This is a genomic window from Mycobacterium sp. (assembly GCF_046330795.1).
GTDB lineage: Bacteria > Actinomycetota > Actinomycetes > Mycobacteriales > Mycobacteriaceae > Mycobacterium.
In genome coordinates, this window is the sequence record NZ_JAXLSA010000007.1 from 110,822 (window position 1) to 137,470 (window position 26,649).

Sequence of the window (26,649 nt, forward strand, 5' to 3'; positions counted from 1 at the left end):
GTAGGGTGTGCCGATGACCACCACCAACGACATCTACGAACGTCTGGGCGTGCTCGAACAACTGGTGCGCCATCTCTACGAGAAGACCGGCATCGCGGTTCCCGATCTGCGGACACTGGCCGGCGCGCAGGTGTCCGACCGGGTCCGTCAACTCCTGGCGGCCGGGGACAAGATGGGCGCCGTCAAGGCCTACCGCGACGAGGCGGGCGTCGACCTGCCCACTGCGAGCACGTTCATCGAGTCCCTCTGAGCGGGATCAGACGTTGGCCGGCGCGGCCTTCGTCTGGATCGTGAGGATCGGGTCGCCCACCGCCACCGGGCCCGGGGCGCCGGGGTCTACGGACGCGAACTTCTTGCCGTTCAACACGATTACCGGAGTCACCAGCGAGTAGCCGGCGTCCTCGATGATCTTGCGGTCGAAGGTCACCAACGGCGAACCCGTCGTCACCTTGTCGCCCTTGTTGACGTGGACGGTGAACCCTTCACCCTTGAGTTGCACGGTGTCGATGCCGACGTGGATCAGCACCTCGATGCCGCCGTCGAGCACCAGACCGAACGCGTGGCCGGTGGGCTGCGCCGCGATGACCGTGCCGTTGCCGGGGGAGTACGCCGTGTCGCCCGAAGGTTCCACTGCCACACCGGGTCCCATGGTGCCCTTGCTGAACACCGGATCGGGGACGTCGGCGAGCGGCACCAGCGTGCCGGCCAGCGGCGAGGCGAGCTCGGTGATGACGCCCGCGTCGGCGGCGGCCTGGGTGGCGGCTGCGGCGGCGATGGTGCCGGCGCTGGCACCCGCGGGGGCCCGCTCCAGGTCGGCCACCGGCACCTCGGCGGCTTCCAGTTCGGCCTTCTGCTCGGGTGTCTTGTAGCCGGAGATGATCACCAGGATCATCGCGGTGAAGAACGCTGCGAGCACCGCGATGCCGTACAGCACGATGCTGTTGAACGCGGGGATGGTCAGCAACGACGTGAACACGAACGCACTGGTCTTCACACCGCCGCCGAGGCCGATGATCAGACCGCCGACCAGACAGCCGACGAGCATTCGTGGATAGATTCGCTTGAACCGCAAGTGAATACCGTAGAGCGACGGTTCGGAGATGCCGCCCAGCAGACCCGCCGCCAGCGCGCCCGTCGCGGTCTGCCGCATCTGGACGTCCCGCTCCCGCCAGGCCAGGAACAGCACGCCGGCGGTGGCGCCGAAGCAGGCGAAGTTCCAGGCGCCCATCGGGCCCTGGATGAAGTCGTAGCCCAGCGTCTGGATGTTGATCAACATGATCGCGTTGATCGGCCAGTGCAGACCCAGCGGCACCATGAACGGGTAGGCCAACGGGATGATGATGGCGAAGATCAGCGGTGAGAAGTCGTTGATGGACTTGAGGACATGTCCCAGACCGGCGCCGGCGTACACCCCGATCGGCCCGATGAGGAACGCGGTCAGCGGGATCATGATCAGCATCGCGAGGAACGGCACGAAGATCATCTGGACGTTCTCGGGGATGAGCCGCTTGAGGTACTTGTACAGCGGACCGAGGACGGCGGCCATCAGCAGCGGCGGGAACACCTGGGAGCTGTAGTTGAACACCGTCAGCGGCGCCCCGAAGATGTGCACGACGTCGACCTCGGAGCCGAACACCGTGAGCTTCTCGGCGACCTCCTTGAAGCCGGCGAAGCCGGGCAGCATCACCACGGCCATGATCGCGAAACCCACCCAGGGGTCCGCGTCGAGCTTCCTCGACGCGTTGTAGGCGACCATCAACGGCAGGAAGACGAACACGCACTGCCACATCAGGTTCACGAACTGCCACGACGGCGAGAGCTCGGTGCGGGGGTCGGCCCAGTTCGGGATGACGTGCAGGGTGCTCATCAGCGCCATGAACGTGATGAACAGCGAGGCACCCAGCAGTGCAGGCAGGATCGGCCGGAACGAGTCGGACAGGAACTCGAAGAAGGTGTCCAGCCAAGCGAATCGGCCGCGCGGTCCCCGGGCGCGCGCGGCGGCCTTGATCGCGGCCGCGTCGTCGGGATTGCCCCCGGCGCCGAGGCCGGGCAGCTTCATGATGTCGTTGTAGACGTTCTGCACGCCGCCGCCGATCACCACCTGGTACCGGTCGCCGGCCTGGGGCACCGCGCCCATCACGCCCGGGATGGCCTCGACCGTGGACTGCTGGACCCCGGAGGCGTCATGCAGCTGGAACCGCAGCCGCGTTGCGCAGTAGGTGAGGCTTTCGATGTTCGCTGCGCCGCCGACGCTCTTGACGATCTCGGCTGCTGTGTTCGATGACACCGGGTTCTCCCTCGAGTAGATCGTCGCCGACCTGCTGATGCTATCCGCGTGACGGATGGTGTTGAGGGGGTTTCGTGGGAGTCCCCGAGCGCCAATGGGAAGGTAAACCTAGCCTCATTCGCTCGGGTAGGCTCTGCGCTCACGATGACTGACGTACTGCCGGTTCTGCCTCGCCAGCTGACCACGATCTCCGACGAGATCCGGGCCGTACCCGCGCCCCCGATCCCGGTCCTGGCCGACCCGTACGACATCCGCGTGGTCGACCCGCGAACCGACGCCGCGACCATCTCGGAATGGATGAACCGGCCGCACCTGGCCGAGGCGTGGGAGTACGCCAACCCGGCGCCATGGTGGGACGGCTATCTGAACGCCCAGCTGGCGGGTGCGTACTCGCGGCCGCTGATGGGCAGCCTGCGCGGGCAAGCCCACGGTTACGTCGAGGTGTACCGGGCGGCAAAGGATTCCATCGCCCCGCGCTACGACGCCCACCCGTACGACCTCGGCCTGCACGCGGCCATCGCCGATCTGCGATTGGTCAACCGGGGTTTCGGCCCGTTGCTGCTGCCGCGGCTGACGGCCAGCCTGTTCGAACTCGAGCCGCAGTGCCGGCGGATCATGTTCGATCCCGATCACCGCAACGATGCGGCGCGGCGGCTGTGCGAGTTCGCCGGCTGCGAGTTCCTCGGCGAGCATGAGATGGCCAACCGGCGGATGGCGCTCTACGCGCTGCACCGGCCCGCCTGACCTCCACGCCCGGATCTGTTCAGCGTCCTGTGCGAGACCCACTCGCACTTCGTCGCAGCCAGCGCTGAACAGATGGGAATTGGGGGTTAGTCCAGGCTGCTGTCGCGGCCCGCCAGGAACTCGAGGAAACCCGGTTCGGCAGACCGGATCTCGTCGAGCTGCTCGCCGCCGTCGCACCGGAACAACCCCACCGTCACACTGTCGGCCCGGCGGGTCAGGACGCGCCACAGTCCGCCGGAGTCCGCCCAGCGCTCGAGTATCGCCACGGGATCGGTCATCGAACCATTCTGCGCCCGTGATGCATCCCACTGGGAGAAGTGACCCAAGTCCCTTGTCCGGCTGCGCGGCCCGATGCTGGACTGACCGCATGAACGTGTCGTGGTCGGTCGCGGTGGCCGCAGTGTTCCTGTGGTTGGGCATGGTGCTGGCGATCTCGTTCCTGGAGGCGCCGCTGAAGTTCCGGGCCCCGGGAGTGACGCTGGCGCTGGGCCTCGGAATCGGTCGGCTGGTGTTCCGCGCGCTCAACACCTGCGAGGTGGTTCTCGCTCTGGTGGTCGCCGCCGGGCTGTACGGTTCGCAGGCCTCGGCCGGCCGGTGGGCGGCCTTCGCGGTCGCGGCCGCCGCGCTGGCGGTGCAGCTGCTCGCGGTTCGGCCCGCGCTGAGCCGGCGCTCGGATGCCGTGCTGGCCAGTGCGCCCGGCGAAGGGCACCAGCGGTCGAGCGCGCACCTGTACTACGTCGCGCTGGAGGCGATCAAGGTGGTCGCGCTGGTGGTGACCGGGCTGCTGTTGTTCGGCGGGGTGGGCTGACCGATCAGCGCGGCGTAGCCGTCGTGGTCGGGTCGCATGGCCGCGGCCACCAGTTCCCACAGCACCTCGTCGGTGCCGCCGCCCACCCGGGCCAGCTTCATATCCCGCCACCACCGCCCCAACGGTGTCTCGTCGACGAGATAGCCTGCGCCACCGAAGATGTGCATGCACTCGGAGAGCACTTCCTCGCCGAGGCGCGCGGCGGTGACCTTGACCGCGGCGGCCGCGCGCAGGTCGAGCCTGCCCTGCGCGGCGATGCCGTTGAGGCCGTGGCGAAGTAGGTCGACGCGGGCCTGCAGGTCGGCCATCCGCATCCGCAGTGCCTGATGTTCGAACAGCGTGCTGCCGAACTGGCGGCGGTTGACCATCCGGGCGTGCGTGATGCCCAGTACTCGCTGCGACGACGACGCCACCTGACCGGCGATCGACATGCGTTCGTGCGCCAGTCCCCAGGAGATCGCGGCCAGACCCGTTCCGGCACGGGCGATCAGCGCGTCGGCGGGCACCCAGGTGTCGATGTGTACCGCCGCGGTGTCCAGTGGTCCGGCGCCGACCTTGCGGTAGGGCGGCTGGATCTCGGTCTGGGCGGTGGGGATCGCGACGAGCGCGACGTTGCCGTGCCGGCTGGTGGCGTCGTGGTCGACGCTGCGGGCCACCACCACGATGTGGTCGGCGATGGGGGACAGCGAGACGAACTTCTTGATCCCGCGGACCTCGAAACCGTCACGCGTGGAACGCACTTCGGTCTCGCAGATCTGCAGGTCCGAACCGCCGGACTCCTCGGACGCGCCGATGCACAACACCGCGTCCCCGGCGATCGCGGCGTCGGCGATGCGCTTCAGGTGATCGGACCTGCCGAACCGGCGCAGGATCGCGATCGCCGAGTCGTGCAGGCTGACGCCCACCCCGATGCCCGCCGAGCCGAGATGGCCCAAGTGGTAGGCCAATTCGAGCAGCTTGCCCACATCCGGCTGCACGTCATCGGCCCACTTGGCGGCGAACACGCCGGAGGTGCCGAGATGTTCGATCAGCTTGCGCGGAAAGCGTTCGCTGGCTTCGGCTTCCGCGGTCCACGTGACCACCCGCTCGTCGAACGCCTCGTCGAGCAGTGCGCGGAAGCCGTCGATGTCCGTCATGGGTTGGCTGCCTCCAGGTTTCGTTTGACTTCGAGCCGGCGCAGCTTGCCCGACGACGTTCGGGGCAGCGTGCCGGGGGATACGAACACGACGTCGGCGGGAACCACTCCGCACTCGGAGGCCACCAGGGCGACCAACTCGCTGCGGGCGCCGGCTTCGTCGGGTCCGCGGAACTCGGCGGTGATCACCAGACCGGGCCGCGCCGAGCCGCCGTCGGCGCCGACGGCCACCACCGCGCCCTCCCGCACCCCGCGAACCTGGGCGGCCACGCGTTCGACCTCCGTGGGGAACACGTTGCGTCCGGCCACCGTGATGAGCTCCTTGACGCGGCCGCACACCACCAGTCCGCCGTCGGTGAGATAGCCCAGATCGCCGGTGCGGAACCAGCTCTCGGGGTCGTGTGGTTCGGCGCCCAGGTAGCCCGACATCATCGAGCTGCCGCGGATCTCGATCTCGCCCACGTCGCGCCCGGGCACCTGCGCCGCCGCGTTCTCCGGGGGTGCCAGGCGGAGCTCCATACCGTCGACCGGTTCACCCAGCACGGCATGCTTGTGCACCGAATCCGTTGCCGGGTGGTGGATCTCGTCGATGCGTAGTCCGGTGCCCGGTCGCGGTGCGGTGACCGCACACGTGGATTCGGCCAGTCCGTAGGAGGGTGCGGCGGCGTGTGGATCCAGCCCGAACCGGCCCATCTCGGTGAGGAAGGTGGCAAAGCCGTCGCAGTCGATCGGTTCACCGCCGTTGAGGGCGAACCGCAACGCACCGAGGTCGACGTCGGACACCCGCCGGGCGTACCTGCCCAGCACGTTGTAGGCGAAGTTGGGTGCCGCCGTCATGGTCGCGCGGCTCTCGGAGAGCCAATGTAGCCATCGGAACGGGGAAGCGGAGAACGCCGCGGTGGGCGCCAGCCACTGCTCGGCGCCCGACAGCGCCCCGGACAACAGGAAGGACAGTCCCATGTCGTGGTAGAGCGGCAGCCAGGTGCAGCCGACGTCGGTACCGCCGTCGACGCGCGTGTGCCTCAGCAGGGCAGTGACGTTGTGGTGCACGGCGTCCGGGCTCAGCAGCGCGGTCCGGGGCGAACCGGTCGAGCCCGCGGTGCCCTGCAGTACGGCCGGGGCGCCGGTGCCCGGAGCCGGCATGGGCGAGTGGCGGCCCGGCTGGGCGACGGCCCGCACGTCGTGGACCGCCGGGGTGGATCCCGGAAAAGCATTGTCCTGCAATGGTTTCAGTGTCGGTCCGTGCGTGAACACGGTGCCGACGCCGATCTCGGTGAACCGGGTCAGGGTGCTGCGGGCCCAGTGGTCCACGTCCGCCCCGCGCACCGGCCCGGGCAGGATCGACAGCGACCGGTCGGCGAACCAGGTGCCGAAGATCGCGGCGACGAATTCCACCGTTGGCTCCCCCACGAGACCGATGGCTCCCGCGTGGTCGTCGAGGATGCGGGCGGCGACGGACTGGCCCCGCGCGTGCACCTCGGCCCAGGGGTGCCGGATCCAGTCACCGCTGGCACGGTCGAGCACCACCAGATCGCGGCTGGATGTGGTCAGCGTGCGCGACAGCGCGGTCGCGAGCGCGTTCACGCGGTATCCGGGACCTTCGCCAGGATCGCGTTCTCCAGGTCACCGACGGTGTTGCAGCTCAACAGATCCTCTTCGGACAGCGCGACGCCGAGCTTGTCCTCGATGGCGACCATGCCGACGGCGAACGCGACGGAGTCCAGGCCCACCTCGTCGATCAGGTGCGAGTCCCGGGTCACGCGGCTCACGTCGACATTGAGATCGTCGCGCAGGATCTCTTCGAGGGCGGCGCTCACGGTGCTCGCGGGCACGGATGATGTGGTCTCCATGGCCAGGCACGGTACACCGGGTAGTAAGCCTAGGCTAGGCTTACCCCGTCGTGAAGGGCCGGCCCGGCCTGGTCCCGCCGTAGCGTTCGTCGCCATCCAGGGCCACCATCGCCGGCACCGTTTCGCAGGTGACCAGCCCCTGTTCGGCGGTCAGTTCGTCGACGATCGAAAAGCTGCGTCCGATCGCTTCCGGAGTGTCGATCAACACCGTGGTCACCGGGACACGGCGCCCGAGGGCGAACATCCGATCGCCGTGCGGATCTCCCGGCCCCGGGTAGCCCCAAATACCGCGCTGCACCGTCGCGCCGCTGGCGTACCGGCCCTCGCGCAGCTGCTGCACCAGCGCCCGGTGGATCGGCCGGCCACGGTGACGGGCGTCCTCGTCGGTGAACACCGTCAGCTTCTGGAACAGGTGCAGTCCGTCGCCATCCATCGGGGGCAGAGCCGGGGGTGGGGCCAGCAGCTGCCCGGCCCGCTTGCAGATGGTCGCCCGTCCCGCGATGACCCGCAGCCCGTCCAGCGCGGCGATGGCAGCCGCGGCCTGTTCGGCGGTCCCGATCCCGAGCACCAGGACCGGGACATCGGAGTTGCGACTGAAGAACGTCGCGCGGCGCCGCTGGCCGTCGGCCGTCCCGTCCACGCCGAGGTGGACCACCACCGCGGCGAAGCCGAGCCGGTGCAGCAGTGCCGTGGTGGCCACGCCGGCGGGCGCGCCGTCGATGCGCTGCTGGCGGCCCAGGAAGACGCTCAGCCGCACCGCCCCGTCCGCGGCGGGCTGGAGCCGGGCGCGCTCGAGGGTCACCAGACCGCGACGGATCAGCCCCACGGCATCGTCGGCCAGCGCGCTGATCCGCTCGGCGGTATCGGTGGCCATCAGCGTGATGGGCAGATTCTCCGACAGACTCAGCGACTCGTCGGTGCGCACGATGCGATGGGGGCCGAAGCTCGCGATCCCGCGCAGCGCGATGCTGGTGGCCACGCCGCGGGTCGCGTAGAGGTCCAGCAGCGCGTCGGCCAGGAAGACCTTGCCGACCCGTTCCCGCTCGGCGAAGTAGGCGCTCAGCTCGAGGATGTCGGTCATGTCAGCCCCGCCAGCCAGATTCCCAGGCCCGCCGCCGCCACCCCGAGCACGACGCTGACGACGATATTGGCGGCCGCCGGGGCGAACTGGCGTTCCTCGGCCAGGCGCTGGGTCTCGAACATCCACGTGGAGAACGTGGTGTAGGCCCCGACGAACGCGGTGCCGGCCAACAGCGCGGCCGTGTGGCCGAGGGCCGATGCGCTCAGGAAACCCAACAACACCGCGCCGGAGAGGTTCACCGCCAGCGTGCCGAACGGGAACGGTCGCACGACGCGGCCGGCCACCGCCCGATCGACCACAAACCGGGTGACCGCTCCGATACCCCCGATGGCGAACACCGCACCCCACACCAGGTAACTCATCCGCGCACCCTGGCCCGGCGCACCAGACCCGTCGCGAGGTGCACGGCGGCCAGCCCGGCGACCAGGCTGACGACCGTGTAGGCCGCCGCCAGACCGAAGTGGCCGTGCTCGAGCATGCGGACCGTCTCGACCTGCATGGTCGAGAAGGTGGTCAGGCCACCGCAGAACCCGGTGCCCAGCAGGGGCCGGCGATAACTGGACTGCGGCAGCCGCTCGAGCAGGCGGGTGCTGACGTAGCCCAACACGAAGGCGCCGACGATGTTGACCACGAACGTCGGCCACGGCCAGTGGGCGGGGTTCGGCACCGTCAGCGTCGCCAGTGCCGCGCGCGCCGCGGTACCGATTGCGCCGCCGACGAAGATCGCCGCCAGTTCCCGATTGTCGTGACCGAACACGCTGGAAATTATGAACGTTCAACCTGTCGACCGGACAGCGACACCGCGGGAGAGCAGAATCGACGCATGGCAGCCAACCCGCGCGCCGGGCAACCGGCACAACCCGAAGACCTCATCGACCTCGCACATCTGGTGACCGCGTACTACAGCGTGCAGCCCGATCCGGAGAACGTCGACCAGCAGGTGGTGTTCGGCACGTCGGGCCACCGGGGATCCAGCCTGGACGCCGCGTTCAACGAGGACCACATCCTGGCCACCACGCAGGCCATCGTCGAGTACCGGGCCGCGCAGGGCACCACCGGTCCGCTGTTCATCGGCCGCGACACCCACGGCCTGTCCGAGCCGGCGTGGGTATCCGCGCTCGAGGTGCTGGCCGCCAACGATGTTGTGGCGATGATCGATTCGGCCGACCGGTACACCCCTACACCTGCCGTGAGCCACGCGATCCTGGCGTTCAACCGCGGCCGCGACGCGGACCTGGCCGACGGGATCGTCGTCACGCCGTCACACAACCCGCCGCGCGACGGCGGTTTCAAGTACAACCCGCCCAACGGCGGCCCGGCCGATACCGATGCCACCAGCGTTATCGCCAAGCGCGCCAACGACATTCTGCGCGACGGCCTGCGCGACGTGAAACGGGTCCCGCTGGCCCGCGCGCTGGAAACCGCCCAGCGCCATGACTATCTGGACGCCTACGTGTCCGATCTGCCCAACGTCGTGGACATCCACGCCATCCGCGCCGAGGGCATCCGGATCGGCGCCGACCCGCTGGGCGGGGCCAGCGTCGACTACTGGGGGGCCATTGCTGAGCGGCACAATCTGAAGCTCACCGTCGTCAACCCCCTGGTGGATGCCACCTGGCGGTTCATGACCCTGGACACCGACGGCAAGATCCGGATGGACTGCAGCTCACCGAACGCCATGGCGAGCCTCATCGGGAAGATTGGCGACTACCAGATCGCCACCGGCAACGACGCCGACTCCGACCGGCACGGCATCGTCACCCCCGACGGTGGGCTGATGAACCCGAACCACTACCTGGCCGTGGCCATCGACTACCTGTACACCCATCGGCCGGACTGGCCCGGGGACGTGGCCGTCGGCAAGACCGCGGTGTCGTCGTCGATCATCGACCGGGTGGTGGCCGGACTCGGCCGCAAACTGGTCGAGGTGCCCGTCGGCTTCAAGTGGTTCGTCGACGGATTGATCAGTGGCACAATTGGATTCGGCGGCGAGGAGTCGGCCGGCGCATCATTCCTGCGCAACGACGGCACCACCTGGACCACCGACAAGGACGGCATCATCCTGGCGCTGCTGGCCTCGGAGATCCAGGCCGTCACCGGCACATCGCCCTCGCAGCGGTACGCCGAACTGGCCGCCGAGTACGGTGCGCCGACGTATGCCCGCATCGACGCCCCGGCCAACCGGGAGCAGAAGGCCCGGCTGGCCAAGCTGTCCCCGGATCAGGTCAGCGCCACCGAACTGGCCGGCGAGCCGATCACGGCCAAGCTGACCACCGCGCCGGGCAACGGCGCCCCGCTGGGCGGGCTGAAGGTCACCACCGAGAACGCGTGGTTCGCCGCGCGGCCGTCGGGCACCGAGGACGTCTACAAGATCTACGCCGAATCCTTCAAGGGCCCCGAGCACTTGGCGCAGGTGCAGGACGCCGCCCGCGAGGTGGTGAATACAGTCATCGCGTGACCACCACAACCTCGTCGGCCAGGCCTGAACTGCCGAGCGAGGTCTGGCTGCTGGTGTGCGCCAACGTCGTCGTCGCGCTCGGCTACGGCGTGGTGGCGCCGGTCCTGCCGTCCTACGCCCGCCACTTCGGGGTGAGTGTCTCCGCGGCGACGTTCGTGATCACGGCGTTCGCCGTCATGCGACTGGTCGGTGCGCCGCCCGCGGGCTACCTGGTGCAACGGCTGGGGGAGCGGCGGATCTACATCAGCGGACTGCTGATCGTCGCGGTCTCGACCGGGGCATGTGCATTCGCGCAGACCTATGCCCAACTGCTGGTGTTCCGGTCGGCGGGCGGGATCGGTTCGGCCATGTTCACGGTGTCCTCACTGGGCCTGATGATCCGGATCTCACCGCCGGATGCCCGTGGCCGCGTCGCGGGACTGTTCGCCTCGGGGTTCCTGGTGGGTTCGGTCGGCGGCCCGGTGCTGGGCTCGCTGACCGCCGGGCTGGGCCTGGCCGCGCCGTTCCTCATCTACGGCGCGGCGCTGCTGGTGGCCGCGGCCGTGGTGTTCGTCAGCCTGCGGCATTCGGCGGTGGCCGCGCCCGAGATCAGCGACGAGCCGACGGTGTCGATGCGCACCGTCCTGCGCAACCGCGCCTACGTCGCCGCGTTGTTCTCGAACTTCGCCACGGGCTGGTCGTCGATCGGGTTGCGGATCGCGCTGGTTCCGCTGTTCGTCGTCGACGCCCTGGGACAGAACGCGCGGATGGCCGGGGTGGCGCTGGCGACGTTCGCGATCGGCAACGTCTCGGCGGTGGTGCCCAGTGGCTATCTGTCCGACCGGGTGGGCCGGCGCCTGCTGGTCATCGTGGGTCTGACGGTGTCGGCGCTGTCGACGGTGGCGGTGGGCTTCACTCCGCTGTTCGGGTCCATGCCCGTCTTCCTGGTGGCCGCCTATGTGACGGGCGCCGCCACCGGCATGTTCATCTCACCGCAGCAGGCGGCCGTCGCCGACGTGGTAGGGAACAAGGCGCGCGGGGGAACCGCGGTGGCCGGGTTCCAGATGATGTCGGACCTCGGCGGGATCGTCGGTTCGTTCGCCGTGGGCCAGATCGCGCAGCATCTGAGCTTCGGGACGGCGTTCGTCGTGACGGGCGCGATCATGCTGGCGGCCGCCGTCGGGTGGGTGTTCGCCCCGGAAACCCGGCCGGCCTCCTCTGTCGAGCACACCCCGATGCGACCACTGGGGCCGGACTGCGCCGACGAATTGCCTTAGCAGCGGGCTATTTTCGGGAAGGATGTCGGGCATGACTCCGAAGCTCGATCCCCACGCGCATTCCCTCTCACTGCTGGCCGACGGCGAACTGGTGGAGGAATCCGACCTCGGTTCGATCCAGCGGGTGACCGCCGATCAGCTGCCCATCCTGTCGGGGCTGTCCATCAAACGCTTGGTGCTCAACCCCGGCGCGATGCGTACCCCGCACTGGCATGCCAATGCCAACGAGCTGACCTACTGCATCTCCGGCACCTCGCTGGTGTCCGTGCTCGACAGCTACAGCGTGTTCTCGTCGTTCACCGTCGGTCCGGGGGAGATGTTCCACATCGACTCGGGATCGCTGCACCACATCGAGAACATCGGGGAGGACGCTGCCGAGTTCATCCTGGCATTCCGGCACGAACGCCCAGAGGATTTCGGCTTCGGCGCCGCGTTCGGCGCGATGACCGACGCCGTGCTGGGCAACACCTACGATCTGCCGGCCTCGGACTTCGCGAAGATCCGGCGCGACACCACCGACCGCCGGCTGGCCGCCCGCACCGGCGATCCTGTCGTCCCGGCATCGGCGTATTTCAACGATCCGCACAAGTTCGCCGTGGAGGCCCAGAGTCCGCCGTTGGGCAGCGCGGTCGGGTCGGCACGGCTGGCGCGGGTGCAGTACTGGCCGGCGCTGAAGGACCTGTCGATGTACTCGCTGCGGATCCGGGAAGACGGTATGCGCGAACCACATTGGCATCCCATCACCGCCGAGATGGGCTACGTCGCGACCGGCAGCTCCCGGATGACGGTCATGGATCCTGACGGCAGTCTGGACACCTGGTATCTGAACCAGGGCGACATGTACTTCATCCCGCGGGCCTACCCGCACCACATCGAGGTGGTCGACGCGCCGGACCTGCACTTCGCGATCTTCTTCGACCAGCCGACCCCCGGGGATATCGGCTATCGCGCCTCGATCAGCGCGTACTCGCGGGAGGTGCTGGCCGCGACGTTCAACGTCCACATCGACGACCTGCCCGACTTCCCGTTCACCAACTCCGATCCGCTGATCGTGGGCCGGGTGAACCCCTTGGACCCCCGGGTATAAGGCTCTCGACACCTGTCTGACCAGCAGTTTTGAGGCGCGCGGGTAGCGTGGTGTAACTTCGTACAGCACGCCCTCAGGGGCTATGGCGCAGTTGGTAGCGCACCACACTGGCAGTGTGGGGGTCAGGGGTTCGAATCCCCTTAGCTCCACTCCTGAGAAAACCCGCTCTGACCTCGCAGTCAGAGCGGGTTTTTGTTCGTGAGAACGTCATGCGTAACCCCCTCCGCAGGGGTCGCGTAGGTTCGTAGAGAATCAAGCCCGAGAACCCAACCCAGCATTCAACGAGAGCCACCATGCCTGAGGACCAGAACGCAGACGTTCCACCGAATCACCTCTCCATTGACCCCCGCAGCGCCTTCTACAGCGAAGAGGTGCTCCGCCGCGACGTCGGTATTCGCTTCAATGGCGTCGAGAAAACCAATGTTCACGAATACAACGTGGCCGAGGGTTGGGTGCGTGTTGAAGTCCCCACCGCCAAGGACCGCCGCGGAAATCCGATGGTCGTCAAGCTCAACGGCACGGTAGAGCCTTATTTCCGCTTCGCGGAATAGCACACACCCGTGGATTACTGTCGCGGCCCTCAGGGCAATGCGTCGAAAATGTCGAACGAATTCGGCACGGGCGGTGGCGCCGCAAGGGGTGTGGGCACAATCGCAGCGGGTGTGGGCGGAACCGGACCGGGGAGCAGCGCCGCCGACAGTCCCTCTGCGGTGAGATGCGGTTGGCCGACCATGGTGGCGGCCGGCACGGGCGCCGTTGCACTTTCGGGCAGTGCGGCGGTCTCAGGTACCGTCGCGAGCTCTGCTTCGTCGGTGACCATCGGTGCCGCCTCGGCCTCGTCGAGCGCGGGCAGGAGGGTCGGAGCCACGGTGGCCTCCGGTGCGGGAGGTGACAGTGGAGGTGCCGCACTGCGCACGGAAATGACCAGGGGACCGTCGGGCGTCGGGGCTGAGGCAAGCGGCTCGGCGTTGCGGTCGACCGGCTGTGACCGTGTCCCGCCCAACAGCGAGTACACGGCAACCGCAGCACCCACGGCCACCACCACGACGCTCGACGCCACAGCCACCTTCATGGACACCCGCGACGCGATGGCCGGCACAGGAATCTGCAGCCGCGTGGGGGGAATGGGTACCCGCGCGGCCAGCCGCCGCAACAGCCCGTCGCGGTCATCGGCGGAAACGGTTCGTGCCGCTCCGTATGCGAGCTCCAGATCGGGAGCGATGTAGCGGGCCGTCCGGTTGCGGCCATGCCGCGCCGCTTCCTCGGCGATGACGTCGATATCGTCGAACCCCAGTAGCCGCAGCTTTGATGTCAGTCGTAAGGCTGACCCGGCCGTACCCTCGGTCCACGCTATTCGAACAGCGTCGATGTCCCGTTCCTTCAGCATGAATGTCTCGACGCTGCGGGCCGCCACGGTCGCCACGTTCTCGGCCGAATCGACCGTGATGACGTCATTGGCGACGATTGCGCCGTCCCCGAGGTCGACGAGCGTCCATGCCACGCTGGTCGCTGTCAGTGACAGACCGAGTACCTTGCGCATAGCCAACCCCTCGACGACCGCCGGCGGCGGCCCTGTTGTCGTTGCGTAAGTGTCAGACGGTATGCATGGGGCGATGTGAGGTTCAGTGTCCCGGCAAAACCTCAGTGAATTCTCATTCGGGCCGCGTCAATCGGACGGATTCCGAAATGTCGTATGATCACCGTTAAATCACACTTGCTGAATCGGGTGGAAAGCGGTCAGATCGTTGACGAGCGGCCGTAGTGGTCATACGCTCCAGATGAGAATGTCCGAAAAGGCGTCCACTCTGGGTCTGTCGAGAACACGGGAAGTTTCGATGAACGTCAACAGCACCGCTCCCAACGTCTTCGACGCCGGCCTGCCCACCTTCACGTACGGCCTCGAGGCCACTCCGCATGACATCCTCGAGGACGTCCGACTGGCGCAATCGCGCGCGCCCATCGCCATCGGGCCCCTCGGCCCCGAGATCCTGACCTACAACCTGGCTCGGGAGATATTGCGCGACAACAGGTTCCGTCTTCCCCCTGGCGTCACCCTTGCGGCGCAGGGCATCACGTCAGGCCCGTTGTACGACAAGCTGGCGAGCAGTCTTCTGGGCCTGGACGGGGCACCACATGTCCGGCTGCGCAAGTTGGTTTCCAAGGCGTTCACTCCCCGCGCGACGTCGCGTCTGCAGGAGACGATCCATGAGGTGGTGAACGGCCTGATCGATCGGGTGGCCGATGCCGGCCGGTGTGACGTCGTCACCGACATCGCGCGTCCTTATCCCACGCCGATCATCTGCGCGCTGCTCGGTGCGCCCCGCGAGGACTGGCAGCTGTTCGCCGACTGGACCGAAGAGATCTTCAAGGCCTTCAACTTTCAGCCGGATGTCACTTTCGATGAGTCCGCGATCATGAGCGCATGGAGTGAACTCGACGCCTACGTCGACGACATGGTGGCCGCCCGTCGAGACGATCTCACGGATGATCTGCTGTCGGAACTCATTCGCGCCGAGAGCGACGGGGACCGGCTGAATCTCGACGAACTCCGCATGCTGGTAGCGGGCTTCCTCATGGCGGGAACGGATACCACCCGCAACCAACTGGCGGCGTCGGTGCAGGTGCTCTGCGAGCATCCCGATCAATGGGCGAAGCTGCGCGACCATCCTGAACTGGCGATGCAGGCGGTCGAGGAGAGCATGCGCCACTCGCCCGCCGCCGCTATCGTGCCGCGAGCCGCCATCGAGGACGTCGAGTTCGGTGGCTACCTGTTCCCAGCGGGAACCTTCGTATTCGCAAACACCTTCGCGGCCAACAGAGATCCAGCGATCTACGCCGATGCTGACCGCTTCGACATCGCACGCAATGACGCACCCGCGATCCTGACCTTCGGCGGTGGCGCGCACTACTGCCTTGGCGCCAATCTCGCGCGACGAGAACTGGCCGAAGCGCTCGCAGTCCTCACCCGTCGTCTTCCCGTCGCCCATCGCGCCGGTCCGGCCCCATGGAAATCTCTGCTGGGGATGACCGGTCCGACAACTCTTCCGATCGAATTCACCAGCGAGCGGCTTGTGTCCGCGGATGCGTAGTCGTGGTTGGGCGGGCGTCACACCCGCGTCGGACGAGGAAGCAATTTCGCGGATTCTGACGGCGGTGGACGAACAGGTCGCCGAGCACGGTCCGGCGATCCGCCTCGCCGACGTCGCCCGCCGGCTCGGTGTCACCCGCCAAACGGTGTACCGCTACTTTCCCAATGCCGATGCGCTGCTCATCGCGAGCTCGATGCGTGCAGTCAACGGGTTCATCGACCAACTTGTAGAACACGTGCGTGGCCTCAACGACCCGGTCACTGCACTGGTCGAGAGCATGTCGTTCGGAGTCGAGCACCTCGTCGGTGATCCGCAGCTGGAGAGCCTACTGACGGGCCGGCAGGAGGGCGAAGCCGTCATTTCGATGACCTCCGATACGGCGATCGCATTCTGCTTGTCGGTTTTCCACCGCCTCGACGTCGATTGGAAACTGCACGGCTACGACGCGACCGCCCTCAAAGAGCTCGCCGAAATGACGTTGCGCACAGTGCAGTCACTCCTGACCGACCCTGGACAGGCGCCGCGCAGCGGGCTTGCACTGCGCCACTTCGTTTCCCGATGGCTGGGGCCGGCGATCCTCTATCCACGGGTGGCGTCGCTGTCCATCCATGCGAATCACCCCGCACCTCGATAGGGGATTCGACGGCGCCACGGGATTGCGGGCGTCATCGCCCCCGGGCGCGCACTGCCGCGTCCAGCAGGAGGTCGGCCAGGGCGACGGTCGCGGGTGCCATCCGGGCCGACGATGGCGATGCGAGGAACACCTGCCACATCACCGGATCACTCAACTCCACCGACCGCAGCCCGCGGAATCTTGCGGCCTCCGATGCCGGCATGAACGCGGCACCCAGGCCGTTGCCGACCAGCTCGGCGATCGCGGCAAACCCGGCCGGCGCCTCGTAGCGCGTGTGCGGGTCGGCGCCGACGGCGCGGAACGCGTCGTCGACGAGACGTCGCAACCCGAACCCGGGCGGGAACCCCACGAGATCTTCTTCTGCGAGATCGGCGATATGCACCGTCTTTCGCCGCGCCAGTGGGTGATCGCGACCGCAGACGAACACCATCGATTCCTCGAACAACAACCGCATGTCCAGTTGCGGCGGGAAGCGGTCGGGCACCGACACCAACGCCAGATCCAGCGAGCCTTCGATGAGTGCCGCCAAATAGGCCGACGCGCCCGATTGGCTCAGCCGCAAGCGAAGGCGCACATAGGGATGCAGGCGGTGGAAATCCCCGAGAGCACGAGCGACGTTCAACGGGCCGAACGAGATCAGCGAACCGAACTCGACAGTGCCGGAGAGGGTTTCGCGAAACTCTCCGACCGATCCGACGGCCGCGCGCACGCTGCGGCGTACCTCCTGGGCGTGGCTACGAAAGCGTTCGCCCGCCGGCGTCAGCCTGATCTGCTGCCGGGTCCGGTCGAACAGTGCGACACCGAGTTCGCGCTCGAGCTTCGCTATCGAGGTCGACAGCGCGGATTGCACGACGTGGATCCGCGCCGCGGCGCGGGTGAAGTTCAGTTCGTCGGCAACCGCCACGAAGTGCTCGAGCTGGCGGAGTTCCATGCCCGCAAGTCTATCTAATTCATAGATGATAGATATCAAAAATCATCGTTGGACGCGATCTTCTCGCGAGTGTGCAATGGAAGCCGTGAAAGCAATCGATTCCATCCGACCGCACGACGATCTCACCGCCGGTGGGTCCGGCACCTCCGTGGTCATCGGTGAGCGCACCGCCGACATGATCCGAACGGAACACGCGCGGTGAATACCGTGGACAGAAGATCTTTCGGCCGTATGGCCGCATTGGGCGCCGGGATCGCAGCCCTCACCGCCTGCACGTCCACGTCCACGTCGACACCGACCACCGCGATGCCCGCTGCTCCCGCGCACGACCTCGGTCCGGTCCAGCACGTGGATGCGGGCGCACTCAACGTCGGCTACGTCGACGCTGGACCGGCCGATGGACCGCCCGTCATCCTGCTGCATGGCTGGCCGTACGACATTCACAGCTATGCCGACGTGTCAGCTGCATTGGTCGACAACGGCTTTCGGGTCATCATCCCGCATCTTCGCGGCTTCGGATCGACGCACTTTCGGTCGGCCGACGCCGTCCGCAACGGCCAGCAGTCCGCACTCGCCCACGACGTCATCGACCTGATGGATGCGCTGCGCATCCCCAGCGCGATCCTCGGCGGCTACGACTGGGGCGGCCGGACCGCCAACGTCGTCGCCGCACTCTGGCCCCAACGCTGCTCCGGCCTGGTCGCGGTCAGCGGCTACCTCATCGTCGACCTCGCCGCCAACCGCGAACCGTTACCGCCGGCAGCCGAGCACGGTTGGTGGTACCAGTACTATTTCGCCACCGCGCGCGGGGAAATGGGATACCGCCGCAACACCGGTGACTTCAACAGGCTGATCTGGCAGTTGGCCTCTCCCGACTGGCATTTCGCCGATGAAACGTACGAATTGTCCGCGGCGTCGTTCGACAATCCCGACCACGTCGACATCGTCGTGCACAACTACCGCTGGCGGCAGAGTCTCGCACCCGGCGAACCACGGTATGACGACGATGAACGGCGACTGGCGGCCAGACCCGCGATCGCCGTGCCGACCATCACCATCGCCAGCGACTTCGACGGCGCCGCCAAGGACGGCGCCGCCTACCGCGACCGATACACCGGCTGGTACCAGCATCGCCTGCTCGACGGCATCGGCCACAACGTGCCCCAGGAGGCGCCCGATGCCTTCGCCTCGGCGATCACCGACGTGCACCGACAGAAGGGAACACGATGACGACGGACAGCACTCTGATCGGCCGCACCGCGCTGGTGACGGGGTCCACCTCCGGACTCGGGGCCGGCATTGCCACCGCACTCGCCGCCGCCGGTGCGCACGTGGTCATTACCGGCCGAACCCGAGATCGTGGGGACCAGGTCGTCGCGCGGATCGAATCCGAAGGAGGCCGAGCCACTTTCATTCCGGTGGACTTCTCCGCCGGTGCCGATGCGATCGCTGGTTTGGCGGCGTCGGCCACCGAAGGCGTAGGCGGACGACTCGACATTCTCGTGAACAACGTCGCCACACTGATTCAGCCCGCACCTACCGCCGACGTCACCGCCGAGCAGATCACCGCCGCGTTCGGCGTCAGCGTCGTCGCGCCGTTCCTGCTGACCGGACTGTTGGCCCCCGCGATGGTGCAGCGTGGCGACGGCGCAATCGTCAACATCGGCTCGATCGCCGGTCTCGTCGGTGCCAGCGGTTCGGCGTTGTACGGCGCCACCAAGGCGAGTGTTCACCAGCTGACCAGGGCGTGGGCAGCCGAGTACGGCCCCAGTGGGGTCCGGGTCAACACGGTGGCACCCGGCCCGATCGCGACCGACCGCAGCGACGAGTACGCCGAGGCGATAGCGCCCGTCCTGGCTCGACTGCCGTCGGGCCGGATGAGCAGCGTCGCCGAAGTCGCCGCGGCAGTGGTGTTCCTGGCCGGACCGGACGCAGCCAACGTCCACGGCTCGATCCTGTCCATTGACGGGGGCTGGGCCGCGATCTGAACACCGCCCGACCCGTATCCTGTTCTCAGCGAAAGACACTCGCTATGTCTCTCTCTGCCGGCCCTCATGGCGGTCCAGGGAATCGGCCCCGTTGCCGATCTCGTTCCCGGGTCGATGAGGGGTAGTTTCGCCGCTCCTGTGCACGCTCACTCATACTGGAGGAGGTCAATGTCCATCCTGTCCCGCCCGCTGATCGCCGACGCCGTCGCACGCCTGTTCGCGTCGACGGTCAGACCCGCGGCGAAGTCGGCGGTCCGCTTTCCCGAGTTCACTTGTCGGACAACCACGGTCAGCGTCCCCACACACCACGGACCGGTGACTGCCGCCGTCTACCACCCGCAGACCCAGGCCGGGGATTCGTCGGCTGCTGCCGTCTATGTCAATGTGCATGGCGGCGGTTTCGTCGTCGGCCATCCCGAACAGGACGAGCCGTGGTGCCGGTACCTGGCTACGCACGCGGGTGTGGCGGTGATCAACCCCGACTATGTGCTGGCACCACGACATCGTTTCCCCGCTGCGCCCGAACAGATCTATGACGTCGTCCGGTGGGCCGCCGAACCCGAGCGGGACTGGGACGGCACGAGATTGTGCGTCGGTGGCCAGAGCGCAGGGGGCAACCTCAGCGCCGCCGCGGCCCGCCTCGCCCTGGTCAACGGTGGTCCGGTGATTTCGCTGCAAGTACTGCACTACGCCCCGCTGGACCTGGTGACTCCCACCGGTGACAAGCCGTCGACGGTGGGAAGCCGCGCGATCATGAAGCCGTGGATGGGTGAGGTGTTCGACACCGCCTACATCCCCGACCCGGCCCGGCGAGGTGACCCATTGGCATCGCCCGTGTGGGGCGACAACGCCGACGGGTTGCACGGGATCGCTCCGGCGTTGATCATCGCCGCCGAACACGACCGGTTGCGCGGCGAAGCCCAAAGGTACGCGGTGGCACTCGATGAGGTGGGAGCGCTGATCGAGTACTACGAGGTCCCGGATGTCGATCACGGCTACAACATCATGAGCGATTCCGTCGAGATAACCCGGCAAACCTACGACCGCATCGTCGACCACGTCCGTGCCGTCACCCGGGGGTGTGGGTAGTCACGACTTCGTAGTGTTCGCGGTGACGAAATCGGCGATGGCATCTTCCATCTGGCGCAATCCGGGCTCCTCGATGGGGTAGTGACCGGCGTTGGTGAGCAGCACGGTGGTCACCGGAACTTTCCCGATCCGGGAGAGGACCGGTTGGCTCAGCTCCAGCGGGGACCAGCGATCCTCGGCGGGCTGCGTGAGCAGGATCGGGCAGGCGTCGAAGTCGTCCGGTTGCACTGCGGGGGAGTAGTTCAAGTAGCTGTCGAGGAACTTGATCGGAACCCAGTTGCCACCCGATGTTCGGTCGGCGGTCATAACTCTCAGTGCGCCTTCATCATTGACCAGTGCGGACATCTTGGATGCCACTGTCATCGGGAAGCGCATTCCCGCTACGGGGGTGCCGGCGAACGCCCGCATGACGGGTGCGCCAACGCGCGAGATGAACTTGTCGTGGGCGGTGTCATCGCGGACCTTCTGGTCGCGCTGATCCAGGAATGTCATGCCGACGATTCCCCGCAGTGTTCCCTTCGGGGCTTTCGCGGCGACGTGGTACGTGAGCATTCCCCCGGCGCTGAGCCCGTACAAGATGATCGGACGATCGTCGCGCGCCTGTTCGTAGGCGAGAAAGTCCACCACCAGATCGACCCAATCGTCATACGACGGCACGGTCCCCGGTGCGACCTGGGTGAGTCCGTAGCCGAGGTTGTCCAGCGCGACGGTTTCGAATCCGCGTCGGGCCAGCGGCGCGCCGACGATCAGGCTCATCTGCCGTCCGTTGGTGCCGACGCCGTGGTGCAACACCACCTTCGCCGGTGCATCCCGGTTGACGTAGCGGTCCAGGTGTACGCGGTGTCCGCGGTGTGCCCAGAACTCCTCGGTCGGCGCCGTGGCGTCGGTGAGTCGCAGCCGGTCGGGCAGGTACGACTGCAACTCTCGCCACGCGCGCTGATCGCGGTAGAGAAGATCGGTGTGCCTGGTCATGATCAGAGAACTCCTTGTGAACGCGACGGAGTTGGATCCAACTCCATATTTGGAGTCTATTCCAAGTCTGGAGTCGCTTAAACTCGAGTGCGTGACCGAGACGGGGCCCACTTCTGGCCCGACCAGGACGACGCGTCGCGCCGCCGCGAATCGAGAGGCCATCATCGACGTCGCCGAGGCGCTGTTGATGGAGGGCGGCCTCGGCGCCGTCACGGTCGAGGCGGTGGCCGAGCGGGCCGATGTGGCGATCCAGACCGTGTACAACCGGGTCGGACGTCGTCCCGAAGTGCTGGTGGCCGTGGCCGAGCGTGCCATCGAGGAGAACTGGCTCTACATGGCACCGGCGTTCGCATTGGCCGGGACACCGCTGGACCGCCTCGCCGCAGTGGCCCGCGCGTACGTCGCCTTCGCGCAGGAGCGACCCCGGCAGTTCGAACTGTTGAACACGCCACCCGACGAACCCGACGCGTTGGCGCGGATCGCGGTCAAGGTTGATCAACAGATCGGCAGACTCGCCGACATCATCGCCGACGGCATCGCCGACGGCAGCTTCGTCACCCATGTCGATCCTTCGGTCGCGGCGACAGGACTGTGGGCGATGATGGAGGGGGTCCTCGTGCTCGGATGGCGTACAGACCGCAAGAACCCTGATGACGCGGCACTCGACACGTTGACCGGCTTTGCGTTTTCGGTCATCGTCAACGGCCTCATGCCGCGATAACGCGCAGAGGAGACGAGCTTTGAAGATCCGCAAGGTCCTGAAGTTCCTTGCCCTGGCGATGCTTGTCCTGGCCGGCCTGGCGGTGATCCTGCCCTATCTGGGCCCGCACCGTGATGGTCGCGACGCACTCGAGCTGAACCCCTCGTGCACCCATCTGTGCGACGGCGAGGACGGCGGATTCTTCGGCGGCGACGGTGGTGACGGAGCCTTCGGGGGCAAGGGTGGCAACGCCTGGTTGTACGGCAACGGCGGTCGCGGAGGTGACGGTGTGGGTGCGGGGTACGACGCGGACGGGAAGGTGGTCACGCCGGCCACCGGCGGTGGGGCCGGTGGCAACGGCGGACTCGTGACGGGCGGCGGCGGCCACGGCGGCAATGGCGGTAATGCCACTGCGCCCGACGGTGACGTCACCGCGGGCAGCGGCGCCGTCGGCGGCAGCAGCGGGCTCTTCGGCGGAAACCCGGGCCGCGGCGGCGACGGCGGAAACGCCGCAACCACCGTCGGATCCGCCACCGCGGGCAACGGCGGCGACAGCGGCTCGCGGGTCTCGGACCTGAACTTTGCCGGAGACTCGGGCGGCGGCGGAAACGGCGGAACGGCAACGACCGTCACCGGCGCGGCCGTCGGCGGCGCGGGCGGCTATGGGGGACATGGCAAATGGCACTCCGCCCAACCCGGCGGTGACGGCGGATCCGCCACCGTCACCGGATCCGGCGACGCCACCGCGGGCACCGGCGGCGAGGGTGGCAGCGTGTTCTACGGCACCGCCGCCGGCGGCGGCAACGGCGGGTCCGCGAACACACCCAGCGGAACCGCCGCGGGCGGGTCGGGCGGCCAGGGCGGTCTGGTGGTGTCCACCGGAGGCCCGGCCGGTGACGGGGGTGCCGGCGGCAACGCCACGGGACCGATTGCCAAGGGCGGCAACGGTGGCGCCGGTGGGAAGTTCGGCTTCGGTACGACCGGCGGCGACGGCGGCGCGGGAGGGAACGCGTCCGGCGACGACGCCACGACCGGCAACGGTGGCGCAGCGGGCACCGGTATGTTCGGCACGAACGGTGTCAGCGGCCAGAACGGCCGATGATTCCCCACGCCTGAGGTCAGGGCGCGGTTGCAGCCACGAGATAGCCGCGCGGTAGTCCGGGAACACTCAGCGGTGCTGTGGGAGCCGACCAACGATTCCATGCGGTGCCGAGTTCGCCGACGTCGGTCACGGTGGCGGCCCAGCCGTGCCGCTGCAGCAGTTCGCCGGGTTCGTCGGTGCCGAACAGCCACGGCGCGCCCCGGGCGGCCATCGATTCCAGAAGCGGTGCCATGACGGGTGATTCGAGCAGAACCTTACCGACGACGTCGTAGAGGGCCACCGATCCGGAGGCCGACAACGTGGATACGCGGTCGAACAGGATTCGGACGGCGGTCTCGTCGAGGTACTGCAGCAGGCCTTCGATCAACCACACCGATGGGGCGTGCGGGTCGAACCCGGCGTCGAGCAGCCCGGCGGACCAGTCGGTGGTCAGGTCGACACCGATCGGCGCCCGCCGGGCGGTGGGTTCGGCGTCGGCCAGCAGGACATCCTTCGCCGCGATCACCTGCGGTTGGTCCAGTTCGTAGACCGAGGTTCCGGCGGGCCAGGCCAGCCGGTAGGCGCGGGCATCGAGGCCGGCCGCCAGGATGACGACCTGTCGTGCGGTGGCCGTCGCGCCAAGCAGTTTCTCGTCGAAAAACCTTGTGCGAATGACAATCTCGGCGGTGGATTGTTCACCGCCCGTGGCGATGGCAGCTTCCAGCATGCTCATGCCGTCCGGGCCGGCCAGCTGCGCGGCGAACGGATCCTCGAACAGTCGGTCGGGCCGCGTGGATTCCCGGGCGCGGATCGCGGCGACCAGTACTCCGGTGCCGGCCACTGCGTCGCGCGAACCGTCCATGCCGACCGCGGTTCAGACGTTCCGGATCCGGGGTGCCAACTGGACCACCTCGGGCACCACCGTGGGATTCGCGTAGGCCGTCGTGACCAACGAGACCAGGGTGTTGGCCACGTCGGCCAGCGCCGACATCTGAGCGGGCAACTGCCCGTTGGCAACCCATGACTCGAACATCTCGTTGAGCAGATCCCGGTCGGCGCCGCGCAGGATCTCGGTGTCCTTGGTGGGGCCCATGCCGACGCGGATGATCGACAGGTCGGGATGCTCACTGCGCCATGAATGCAGGATCTCGTCGAGGGCGGCCTTGCTGGCGTCGTAGGCCGCGACACCCGCCCGGGGCCGGCCGACGTCGCGGCTGGAGGCGATCAGCACCACGCCGTTCTCGGAGAGGTGCGGTAGCGCGGCGCGCAGCACGTTGTTGGCGCCCACGGTGTTGACCGCGAAGGCGTGCAGCCAGGTCGACACCTCGGTGTCCTGGACGTAGGCGAACGGGACCACGGTGCTGGTGAACACGACGGCGTCCAGACCGCCGCCCAGCGCCGCGGCGGCCTCGCCGACCACCCGCTCGATGGCCGACGAACTCTCCACGTCGAGTTCGAAGGCGCGCCCGCCGATCTTGTCGGCCAATTCCTGGAGCAGGTCGATGCGGCGCGCGGCGACGGCGACCTTGGCCCCGGAGGCGGCAGCGCTCTCGGCGACGGCGTGACCGATCCCGGAGGAGGCGCCGACCACGAGCAGGCGCAGGCCGTTGGCATCGGTGCGTGGATCGCTCACGGGACCCCCTTCATCGTTGGCTTCTTAGGCCATCCTTACGGGCGGTAATGAGATTACCGCCCGTAGCGGGGGCTGTGCTCACCGGCCCTTGAATACCGGCGTCCGCTTTTCGGCGAACGCGCGCGGACCTTCCTTGGAGTCGTCGGACAGGAAGACGGGGATGCCGTTGGCGGTGTCGGGCTTGAAGGCCTCCTCCTCGTGCATGCCCTCGGTCTCGCGAATGGTCTTGAGGATGGCCTGGACCGCCAGCGGGCCGTTGTTCTCGATCACCTGCGCGATCTCGAGCGCCTTGGCCAGTGCCTGACCGTCGGGCACCACGTGCCCGATCAGTCCGTACTGCAGCGCCTCGGCGGCGGTGATGTGCCGGCCGGTCAGGAGCAGATCGCAGGCGATGGTGTACGGGATCTGGCGGACCAGTCGGACCGCCGAACCACCCATCGGATACAGGCTCCACTTGGCCTCGGAGATACCGAATTTCGCGCTCTCGCCGGCTACCCGGATGTCGGTGCCCTGCAGGATCTCGGTGCCACCGGCGATCGCGGCGCCCTCGACAGCGGCGATCAGCGGCTTGGTCAGCCGCCGGCCCTTGAGCAGAGCCTCGATCTTGGTCGGGTCGAAACCGGCCTTGAAGCTGTCGCCCGGCGCCTGTTTGGTGGCGTTCTTGAGGTCCATGCCCGCGCAGAACGCGTTGCCGGCACCCGTCAGGATGCAGCAGCGGATGTCGTCGTCGTTGTCGACGCGGTCCCATGCCTCGACCATCAGCGCCATCATCTCGCCGCTGAGCGCGTTGCGGCGTTCGGGCCGGTTCATCGTGACGATCAGGGTGTGCCCGCGCTGTTCGATGAGGGCGTGCGGCTGTTCCTCGGTCATCAGCGGACTGTAACACGTTCTAGTTTTCGCCCAACCCAGGTCGAGTGTGCAGCCATATGCATTTCCGGGCCCGTAAATGCATATGGCTGCACACTCGGCCGAGAGAAAGATCAGATCTTCAGGTAGCCCTTGTCGGCGGGGATCTGCGCGGCGGTCACCAGCGACGACTCGTCGCCGGCCAGCCACAGCACGATGTCGGACACCAGATCGGGCGCGGCCAGCGAATCGGTCGGCAGCGCGCCGGGGGAGAAGCTGTGGATGTAGGTCTGATGGTCGGCGAACATCTGGTACATCGCGGTGTCGTTGCCCATCGGGGTGTCGGTCCCGTACGGGTGCACCGAGTTCACTCGGATGCCGTAGGGGCCCAGCTCCACGGCAAGCGAATTCGTCAGCCCGACGACGCCGAACTTGGTGGCGCAATAGTGCCCGCAGCCGGGCACCGCCTTGATGCCCGCGGCCGAACTGATGTTGATGATCGAGCCGCCGTTGCCGGCCTCGATCATCGCCGGCACGCATGCCTTGATCGTGTTGAACAACCCGGTCAGGTTGGTGTCGATGGTCTCCTGCCACTGTTGGGCCGAAATCTCCCACAGCCGGCCCCAATTGAGCACACCGGCGTTGGCGACGACGATGTCGAGCCGGCCGAACCAAGCCACGGCGTCGTCGACGACGCGCTGCTGCCCGGCGGCGTCGCGCACGTCGACCTCGGCGGCCAGCACCTTGCGGCCCTCGTTCTCGACCAGCCGGACGGTCTCGGCCAGATCCTCCGGCGTCGACGCCGGATACCCGTTGTGGGCAGCCACCGGTGCGCAGGCATCGAGCGCGACGACGTCGGCGCCCGCGCGGGCCAGCCGGACGCAGTGGGATCGGCCCTGGCCCCGCGCCGCACCCGTGACGTAGGCGACCCGGCCGGTGAGATCGGTTGTCATACCGGCAAGTTAGCGAATCCGGACATC

29 protein-coding genes and 1 tRNA gene are annotated in these 26,649 nt (G+C 67.6%); 15 read left to right on the forward strand and 15 right to left on the reverse strand.

Annotated elements, in window-relative coordinates:
* The first annotated feature begins 13 nt into the window (after positions 1-13).
* The gene (locus tag U0R18_RS19435; protein ID WP_526371479.1) at positions 14-250 is read left to right on the forward strand and encodes a hypothetical protein; all 237 of its coding nucleotides are present in this window, start codon (positions 14-16) and stop codon (positions 248-250) included.
* A 6-nt stretch (positions 251-256) separates the two neighbouring features.
* On the opposite strand, the gene U0R18_RS19440 is transcribed toward U0R18_RS19435, so the two are convergent.
* Positions 257-2,287, reverse strand: a complete 2,031-nt coding sequence (locus U0R18_RS19440) for a glucose PTS transporter subunit IIA (RefSeq protein WP_526371481.1) — start codon at positions 2,285-2,287, stop codon at positions 257-259.
* Positions 2,288-2,431: 144 nt separating this feature from the next.
* Here U0R18_RS19440 and U0R18_RS19445 point away from each other — a divergent pair, with 144 nt between their 5' ends.
* The gene (locus U0R18_RS19445; protein ID WP_526371482.1) at positions 2,432-3,031 is read left to right on the forward strand and encodes an acetyltransferase; all 600 of its coding nucleotides are present in this window, start codon (positions 2,432-2,434) and stop codon (positions 3,029-3,031) included.
* 86 nt (positions 3,032-3,117) lie between these two features.
* Here the strand turns inward: U0R18_RS19445 and U0R18_RS19450 are convergent, their stop codons facing one another.
* Positions 3,118-3,309, reverse strand: a complete 192-nt coding sequence (locus U0R18_RS19450) for a hypothetical protein (protein ID WP_526371483.1) — start codon at positions 3,307-3,309, stop codon at positions 3,118-3,120.
* 89 nt (positions 3,310-3,398) lie between these two features.
* Between U0R18_RS19450 and U0R18_RS19455 the strand changes: the two genes are divergently transcribed.
* Positions 3,399-3,839, forward strand: a complete 441-nt coding sequence (locus U0R18_RS19455) for a hypothetical protein (protein WP_526371485.1) — start codon at positions 3,399-3,401, stop codon at positions 3,837-3,839.
* Here U0R18_RS19455 and mbtN read toward each other — a convergent pair.
* Genes mbtN through crcB (U0R18_RS19485) form a run of 6 tightly spaced genes read right to left on the reverse strand, consistent with a single transcriptional unit; the run spans position 3,764 to position 8,662 of the window.
* A complete protein-coding gene (gene mbtN, locus U0R18_RS19460; RefSeq protein WP_526371487.1) occupies positions 3,764-4,975 on the reverse strand; it encodes a mycobactin biosynthesis acyl-ACP dehydrogenase MbtN in 1,212 nt (403 codons plus the stop codon). The two genes, U0R18_RS19455 and mbtN, sit on opposite strands and share 76 nt — an antisense overlap.
* Positions 4,972-6,558, reverse strand: a complete 1,587-nt coding sequence (gene mbtM, locus U0R18_RS19465; RefSeq protein ID WP_526371489.1) for a long-chain-fatty acid--ACP ligase MbtM — start codon at positions 6,556-6,558, stop codon at positions 4,972-4,974. Before mbtM ends, mbtN begins: the two co-directional genes overlap by 4 nt.
* Positions 6,555-6,824, reverse strand: coding sequence for a mycobactin biosynthesis acyl carrier protein MbtL (gene mbtL / locus U0R18_RS19470; protein WP_526371491.1), 270 nt, complete (start codon positions 6,822-6,824; stop codon positions 6,555-6,557). The genes mbtM and mbtL overlap by 4 nt, the downstream gene beginning before the upstream one ends.
* A 40-nt stretch (positions 6,825-6,864) precedes the next feature.
* Positions 6,865-7,905 (reverse strand): putative PII-like signaling protein, encoded by a 1,041-nt coding sequence (locus U0R18_RS19475; RefSeq protein WP_526371493.1) that lies wholly within the window; start codon positions 7,903-7,905, stop codon positions 6,865-6,867.
* Positions 7,902-8,267, reverse strand: coding sequence for a fluoride efflux transporter CrcB (gene crcB / locus U0R18_RS19480; RefSeq protein ID WP_526371495.1), 366 nt, complete (start codon positions 8,265-8,267; stop codon positions 7,902-7,904). Before crcB (U0R18_RS19480) ends, U0R18_RS19475 begins: the two co-directional genes overlap by 4 nt.
* Positions 8,264-8,662: a fluoride efflux transporter CrcB gene (gene crcB, locus U0R18_RS19485; RefSeq protein WP_526371497.1), complete on the reverse strand. Its 399-nt coding sequence runs from the start codon at positions 8,660-8,662 to the stop codon at positions 8,264-8,266. Before crcB (U0R18_RS19485) ends, crcB (U0R18_RS19480) begins: the two co-directional genes overlap by 4 nt.
* 66 nt (positions 8,663-8,728) lie before the next feature.
* Between crcB (U0R18_RS19485) and pgm the strand changes: the two genes are divergently transcribed.
* From pgm to U0R18_RS19510, 5 genes are all read left to right on the forward strand, one after another.
* Positions 8,729-10,363, forward strand: coding sequence for a phosphoglucomutase (alpha-D-glucose-1,6-bisphosphate-dependent) (gene pgm, locus U0R18_RS19490; protein WP_526371499.1), 1,635 nt, complete (start codon positions 8,729-8,731; stop codon positions 10,361-10,363).
* Complete coding sequence (locus U0R18_RS19495; protein ID WP_526371501.1) at positions 10,360-11,619, forward strand: MFS transporter; 1,260 nt, start codon at positions 10,360-10,362, stop codon at positions 11,617-11,619. The genes pgm and U0R18_RS19495 overlap by 4 nt, the downstream gene beginning before the upstream one ends.
* A gap of 31 nt (positions 11,620-11,650) precedes the next feature.
* Positions 11,651-12,706, forward strand: coding sequence for a cupin domain-containing protein (locus tag U0R18_RS19500; protein ID WP_526371503.1), 1,056 nt, complete (start codon positions 11,651-11,653; stop codon positions 12,704-12,706).
* Positions 12,707-12,782: 76 nt separating this feature from the next.
* Positions 12,783-12,855, forward strand: a tRNA-Ala gene (locus U0R18_RS19505).
* Between the two features lie 144 nt (positions 12,856-12,999).
* Positions 13,000-13,257: a DUF3297 family protein gene (locus tag U0R18_RS19510; RefSeq protein WP_526371505.1), complete on the forward strand. Its 258-nt coding sequence runs from the start codon at positions 13,000-13,002 to the stop codon at positions 13,255-13,257.
* Between the two features lie 29 nt (positions 13,258-13,286).
* Here U0R18_RS19510 and U0R18_RS19515 read toward each other — a convergent pair whose 3' ends face one another.
* Complete coding sequence (locus U0R18_RS19515) at positions 13,287-14,246, reverse strand: DUF7159 family protein (protein WP_526371507.1); 960 nt, start codon at positions 14,244-14,246, stop codon at positions 13,287-13,289.
* 295 nt (positions 14,247-14,541) lie between these two features.
* On the opposite strand from U0R18_RS19515, the gene U0R18_RS19520 reads away from it, so the two are divergent.
* Entirely contained in the window at positions 14,542-15,795 is a 1,254-nt protein-coding gene (locus U0R18_RS19520) for a cytochrome P450 (protein WP_526371509.1), read from the forward strand.
* Positions 15,788-16,429: a TetR/AcrR family transcriptional regulator gene (locus U0R18_RS19525; protein WP_526371511.1), complete on the forward strand. Its 642-nt coding sequence runs from the start codon at positions 15,788-15,790 to the stop codon at positions 16,427-16,429. Before U0R18_RS19520 ends, U0R18_RS19525 begins: the two co-directional genes overlap by 8 nt.
* A 31-nt stretch (positions 16,430-16,460) precedes the next feature.
* On the opposite strand, the gene U0R18_RS19530 is transcribed toward U0R18_RS19525, so the two are convergent.
* Positions 16,461-17,360 (reverse strand): LysR substrate-binding domain-containing protein, encoded by a 900-nt coding sequence (locus tag U0R18_RS19530; RefSeq protein ID WP_526371513.1) that lies wholly within the window; start codon positions 17,358-17,360, stop codon positions 16,461-16,463.
* 231 nt (positions 17,361-17,591) lie between these two features.
* On the opposite strand from U0R18_RS19530, the gene U0R18_RS19535 reads away from it, so the two are divergent.
* The 3 genes from U0R18_RS19535 to U0R18_RS19545 all read left to right on the forward strand — a co-directional run bounded on the left by U0R18_RS19535 (position 17,592) and on the right by U0R18_RS19545 (position 20,437).
* Positions 17,592-18,590, forward strand: coding sequence for an alpha/beta fold hydrolase (locus tag U0R18_RS19535; RefSeq protein ID WP_526371515.1), 999 nt, complete (start codon positions 17,592-17,594; stop codon positions 18,588-18,590).
* Positions 18,587-19,348 carry an SDR family NAD(P)-dependent oxidoreductase gene (locus tag U0R18_RS19540; RefSeq protein ID WP_526371517.1) on the forward strand — a complete coding sequence of 254 codons (762 nt, stop codon included), beginning with the start codon at positions 18,587-18,589 and terminating at the stop codon, positions 19,346-19,348. Before U0R18_RS19535 ends, U0R18_RS19540 begins: the two co-directional genes overlap by 4 nt.
* Positions 19,349-19,516: 168 nt before the next feature.
* The gene (locus tag U0R18_RS19545; RefSeq protein WP_526371519.1) at positions 19,517-20,437 is read left to right on the forward strand and encodes an alpha/beta hydrolase; all 921 of its coding nucleotides are present in this window, start codon (positions 19,517-19,519) and stop codon (positions 20,435-20,437) included.
* Here the strand turns inward: U0R18_RS19545 and U0R18_RS19550 are convergent, their stop codons facing one another.
* Positions 20,438-21,409 carry an alpha/beta hydrolase gene (locus U0R18_RS19550; RefSeq protein WP_526371521.1) on the reverse strand — a complete coding sequence of 324 codons (972 nt, stop codon included), beginning with the start codon at positions 21,407-21,409 and terminating at the stop codon, positions 20,438-20,440. It lies immediately after the preceding gene.
* 91 nt (positions 21,410-21,500) lie between these two features.
* On the opposite strand from U0R18_RS19550, the gene U0R18_RS19555 reads away from it, so the two are divergent.
* Positions 21,501-22,130, forward strand: a complete 630-nt coding sequence (locus U0R18_RS19555; RefSeq protein ID WP_526371523.1) for a TetR/AcrR family transcriptional regulator — start codon at positions 21,501-21,503, stop codon at positions 22,128-22,130.
* Between the two features lie 19 nt (positions 22,131-22,149).
* Positions 22,150-23,211, forward strand: coding sequence for a hypothetical protein (locus tag U0R18_RS19560; RefSeq protein ID WP_526371525.1), 1,062 nt, complete (start codon positions 22,150-22,152; stop codon positions 23,209-23,211).
* 16 nt (positions 23,212-23,227) lie between these two features.
* On the opposite strand, the gene U0R18_RS19565 is transcribed toward U0R18_RS19560, so the two are convergent.
* From U0R18_RS19565 to U0R18_RS19580, 4 genes are all read right to left on the reverse strand, one after another.
* Positions 23,228-24,052, reverse strand: coding sequence for an SAM-dependent methyltransferase (locus U0R18_RS19565; protein ID WP_526371527.1), 825 nt, complete (start codon positions 24,050-24,052; stop codon positions 23,228-23,230).
* A 12-nt stretch (positions 24,053-24,064) separates the two neighbouring features.
* Complete coding sequence (locus tag U0R18_RS19570; protein WP_526371529.1) at positions 24,065-24,823, reverse strand: SDR family oxidoreductase; 759 nt, start codon at positions 24,821-24,823, stop codon at positions 24,065-24,067.
* Positions 24,824-24,901: 78 nt separating this feature from the next.
* Positions 24,902-25,693, reverse strand: coding sequence for a crotonase/enoyl-CoA hydratase family protein (locus U0R18_RS19575; RefSeq protein WP_526371531.1), 792 nt, complete (start codon positions 25,691-25,693; stop codon positions 24,902-24,904).
* A 110-nt stretch (positions 25,694-25,803) separates the two neighbouring features.
* A complete protein-coding gene (locus tag U0R18_RS19580; protein WP_526371533.1) occupies positions 25,804-26,622 on the reverse strand; it encodes a mycofactocin-coupled SDR family oxidoreductase in 819 nt (272 codons plus the stop codon).
* Positions 26,623-26,649 lie beyond the last annotated feature (27 nt).

Bases quoted from the DNA above. Each gene is read 5' to 3' on its own strand.
- U0R18_RS19435 (WP_526371479.1), top strand. From the start codon at position 14: ATGACCACCACCAACGACATCTACGAACGTCTGGGCGTGCTCGAACAA.
- U0R18_RS19445 (WP_526371482.1), top strand. From the start codon at position 2,432: ATGACTGACGTACTGCCGGTTCTGCCTCGCCAGCTGACCACGATCTCC.
- U0R18_RS19450 (WP_526371483.1), bottom strand. From the start codon at position 3,309: ATGACCGATCCCGTGGCGATACTCGAGCGCTGGGCGGACTCCGGCGGA.
- U0R18_RS19455 (WP_526371485.1), top strand. From the start codon at position 3,399: ATGAACGTGTCGTGGTCGGTCGCGGTGGCCGCAGTGTTCCTGTGGTTG.
- mbtN (WP_526371487.1), bottom strand. From the start codon at position 4,975: ATGACGGACATCGACGGCTTCCGCGCACTGCTCGACGAGGCGTTCGAC.
- mbtL (WP_526371491.1), bottom strand. From the start codon at position 6,824: ATGGAGACCACATCATCCGTGCCCGCGAGCACCGTGAGCGCCGCCCTC.
- U0R18_RS19475 (WP_526371493.1), bottom strand. From the start codon at position 7,905: ATGACCGACATCCTCGAGCTGAGCGCCTACTTCGCCGAGCGGGAACGG.
- crcB (WP_526371495.1), bottom strand. From the start codon at position 8,267: ATGAGTTACCTGGTGTGGGGTGCGGTGTTCGCCATCGGGGGTATCGGA.
- pgm (WP_526371499.1), top strand. From the start codon at position 8,729: ATGGCAGCCAACCCGCGCGCCGGGCAACCGGCACAACCCGAAGACCTC.
- U0R18_RS19500 (WP_526371503.1), top strand. From the start codon at position 11,651: ATGACTCCGAAGCTCGATCCCCACGCGCATTCCCTCTCACTGCTGGCC.
- U0R18_RS19510 (WP_526371505.1), top strand. From the start codon at position 13,000: ATGCCTGAGGACCAGAACGCAGACGTTCCACCGAATCACCTCTCCATT.
- U0R18_RS19515 (WP_526371507.1), bottom strand. From the start codon at position 14,246: ATGCGCAAGGTACTCGGTCTGTCACTGACAGCGACCAGCGTGGCATGG.
- U0R18_RS19520 (WP_526371509.1), top strand. From the start codon at position 14,542: ATGAACGTCAACAGCACCGCTCCCAACGTCTTCGACGCCGGCCTGCCC.
- U0R18_RS19525 (WP_526371511.1), top strand. From the start codon at position 15,788: ATGCGTAGTCGTGGTTGGGCGGGCGTCACACCCGCGTCGGACGAGGAA.
- U0R18_RS19530 (WP_526371513.1), bottom strand. From the start codon at position 17,360: ATGGAACTCCGCCAGCTCGAGCACTTCGTGGCGGTTGCCGACGAACTG.
- U0R18_RS19535 (WP_526371515.1), top strand. From the start codon at position 17,592: ATGGCCGCATTGGGCGCCGGGATCGCAGCCCTCACCGCCTGCACGTCC.
- U0R18_RS19540 (WP_526371517.1), top strand. From the start codon at position 18,587: ATGACGACGGACAGCACTCTGATCGGCCGCACCGCGCTGGTGACGGGG.
- U0R18_RS19545 (WP_526371519.1), top strand. From the start codon at position 19,517: ATGTCCATCCTGTCCCGCCCGCTGATCGCCGACGCCGTCGCACGCCTG.
- U0R18_RS19550 (WP_526371521.1), bottom strand. From the start codon at position 21,409: ATGACCAGGCACACCGATCTTCTCTACCGCGATCAGCGCGCGTGGCGA.
- U0R18_RS19565 (WP_526371527.1), bottom strand. From the start codon at position 24,052: ATGGACGGTTCGCGCGACGCAGTGGCCGGCACCGGAGTACTGGTCGCC.
- U0R18_RS19575 (WP_526371531.1), bottom strand. From the start codon at position 25,693: ATGACCGAGGAACAGCCGCACGCCCTCATCGAACAGCGCGGGCACACC.
- U0R18_RS19580 (WP_526371533.1), bottom strand. From the start codon at position 26,622: ATGACAACCGATCTCACCGGCCGGGTCGCCTACGTCACGGGTGCGGCG.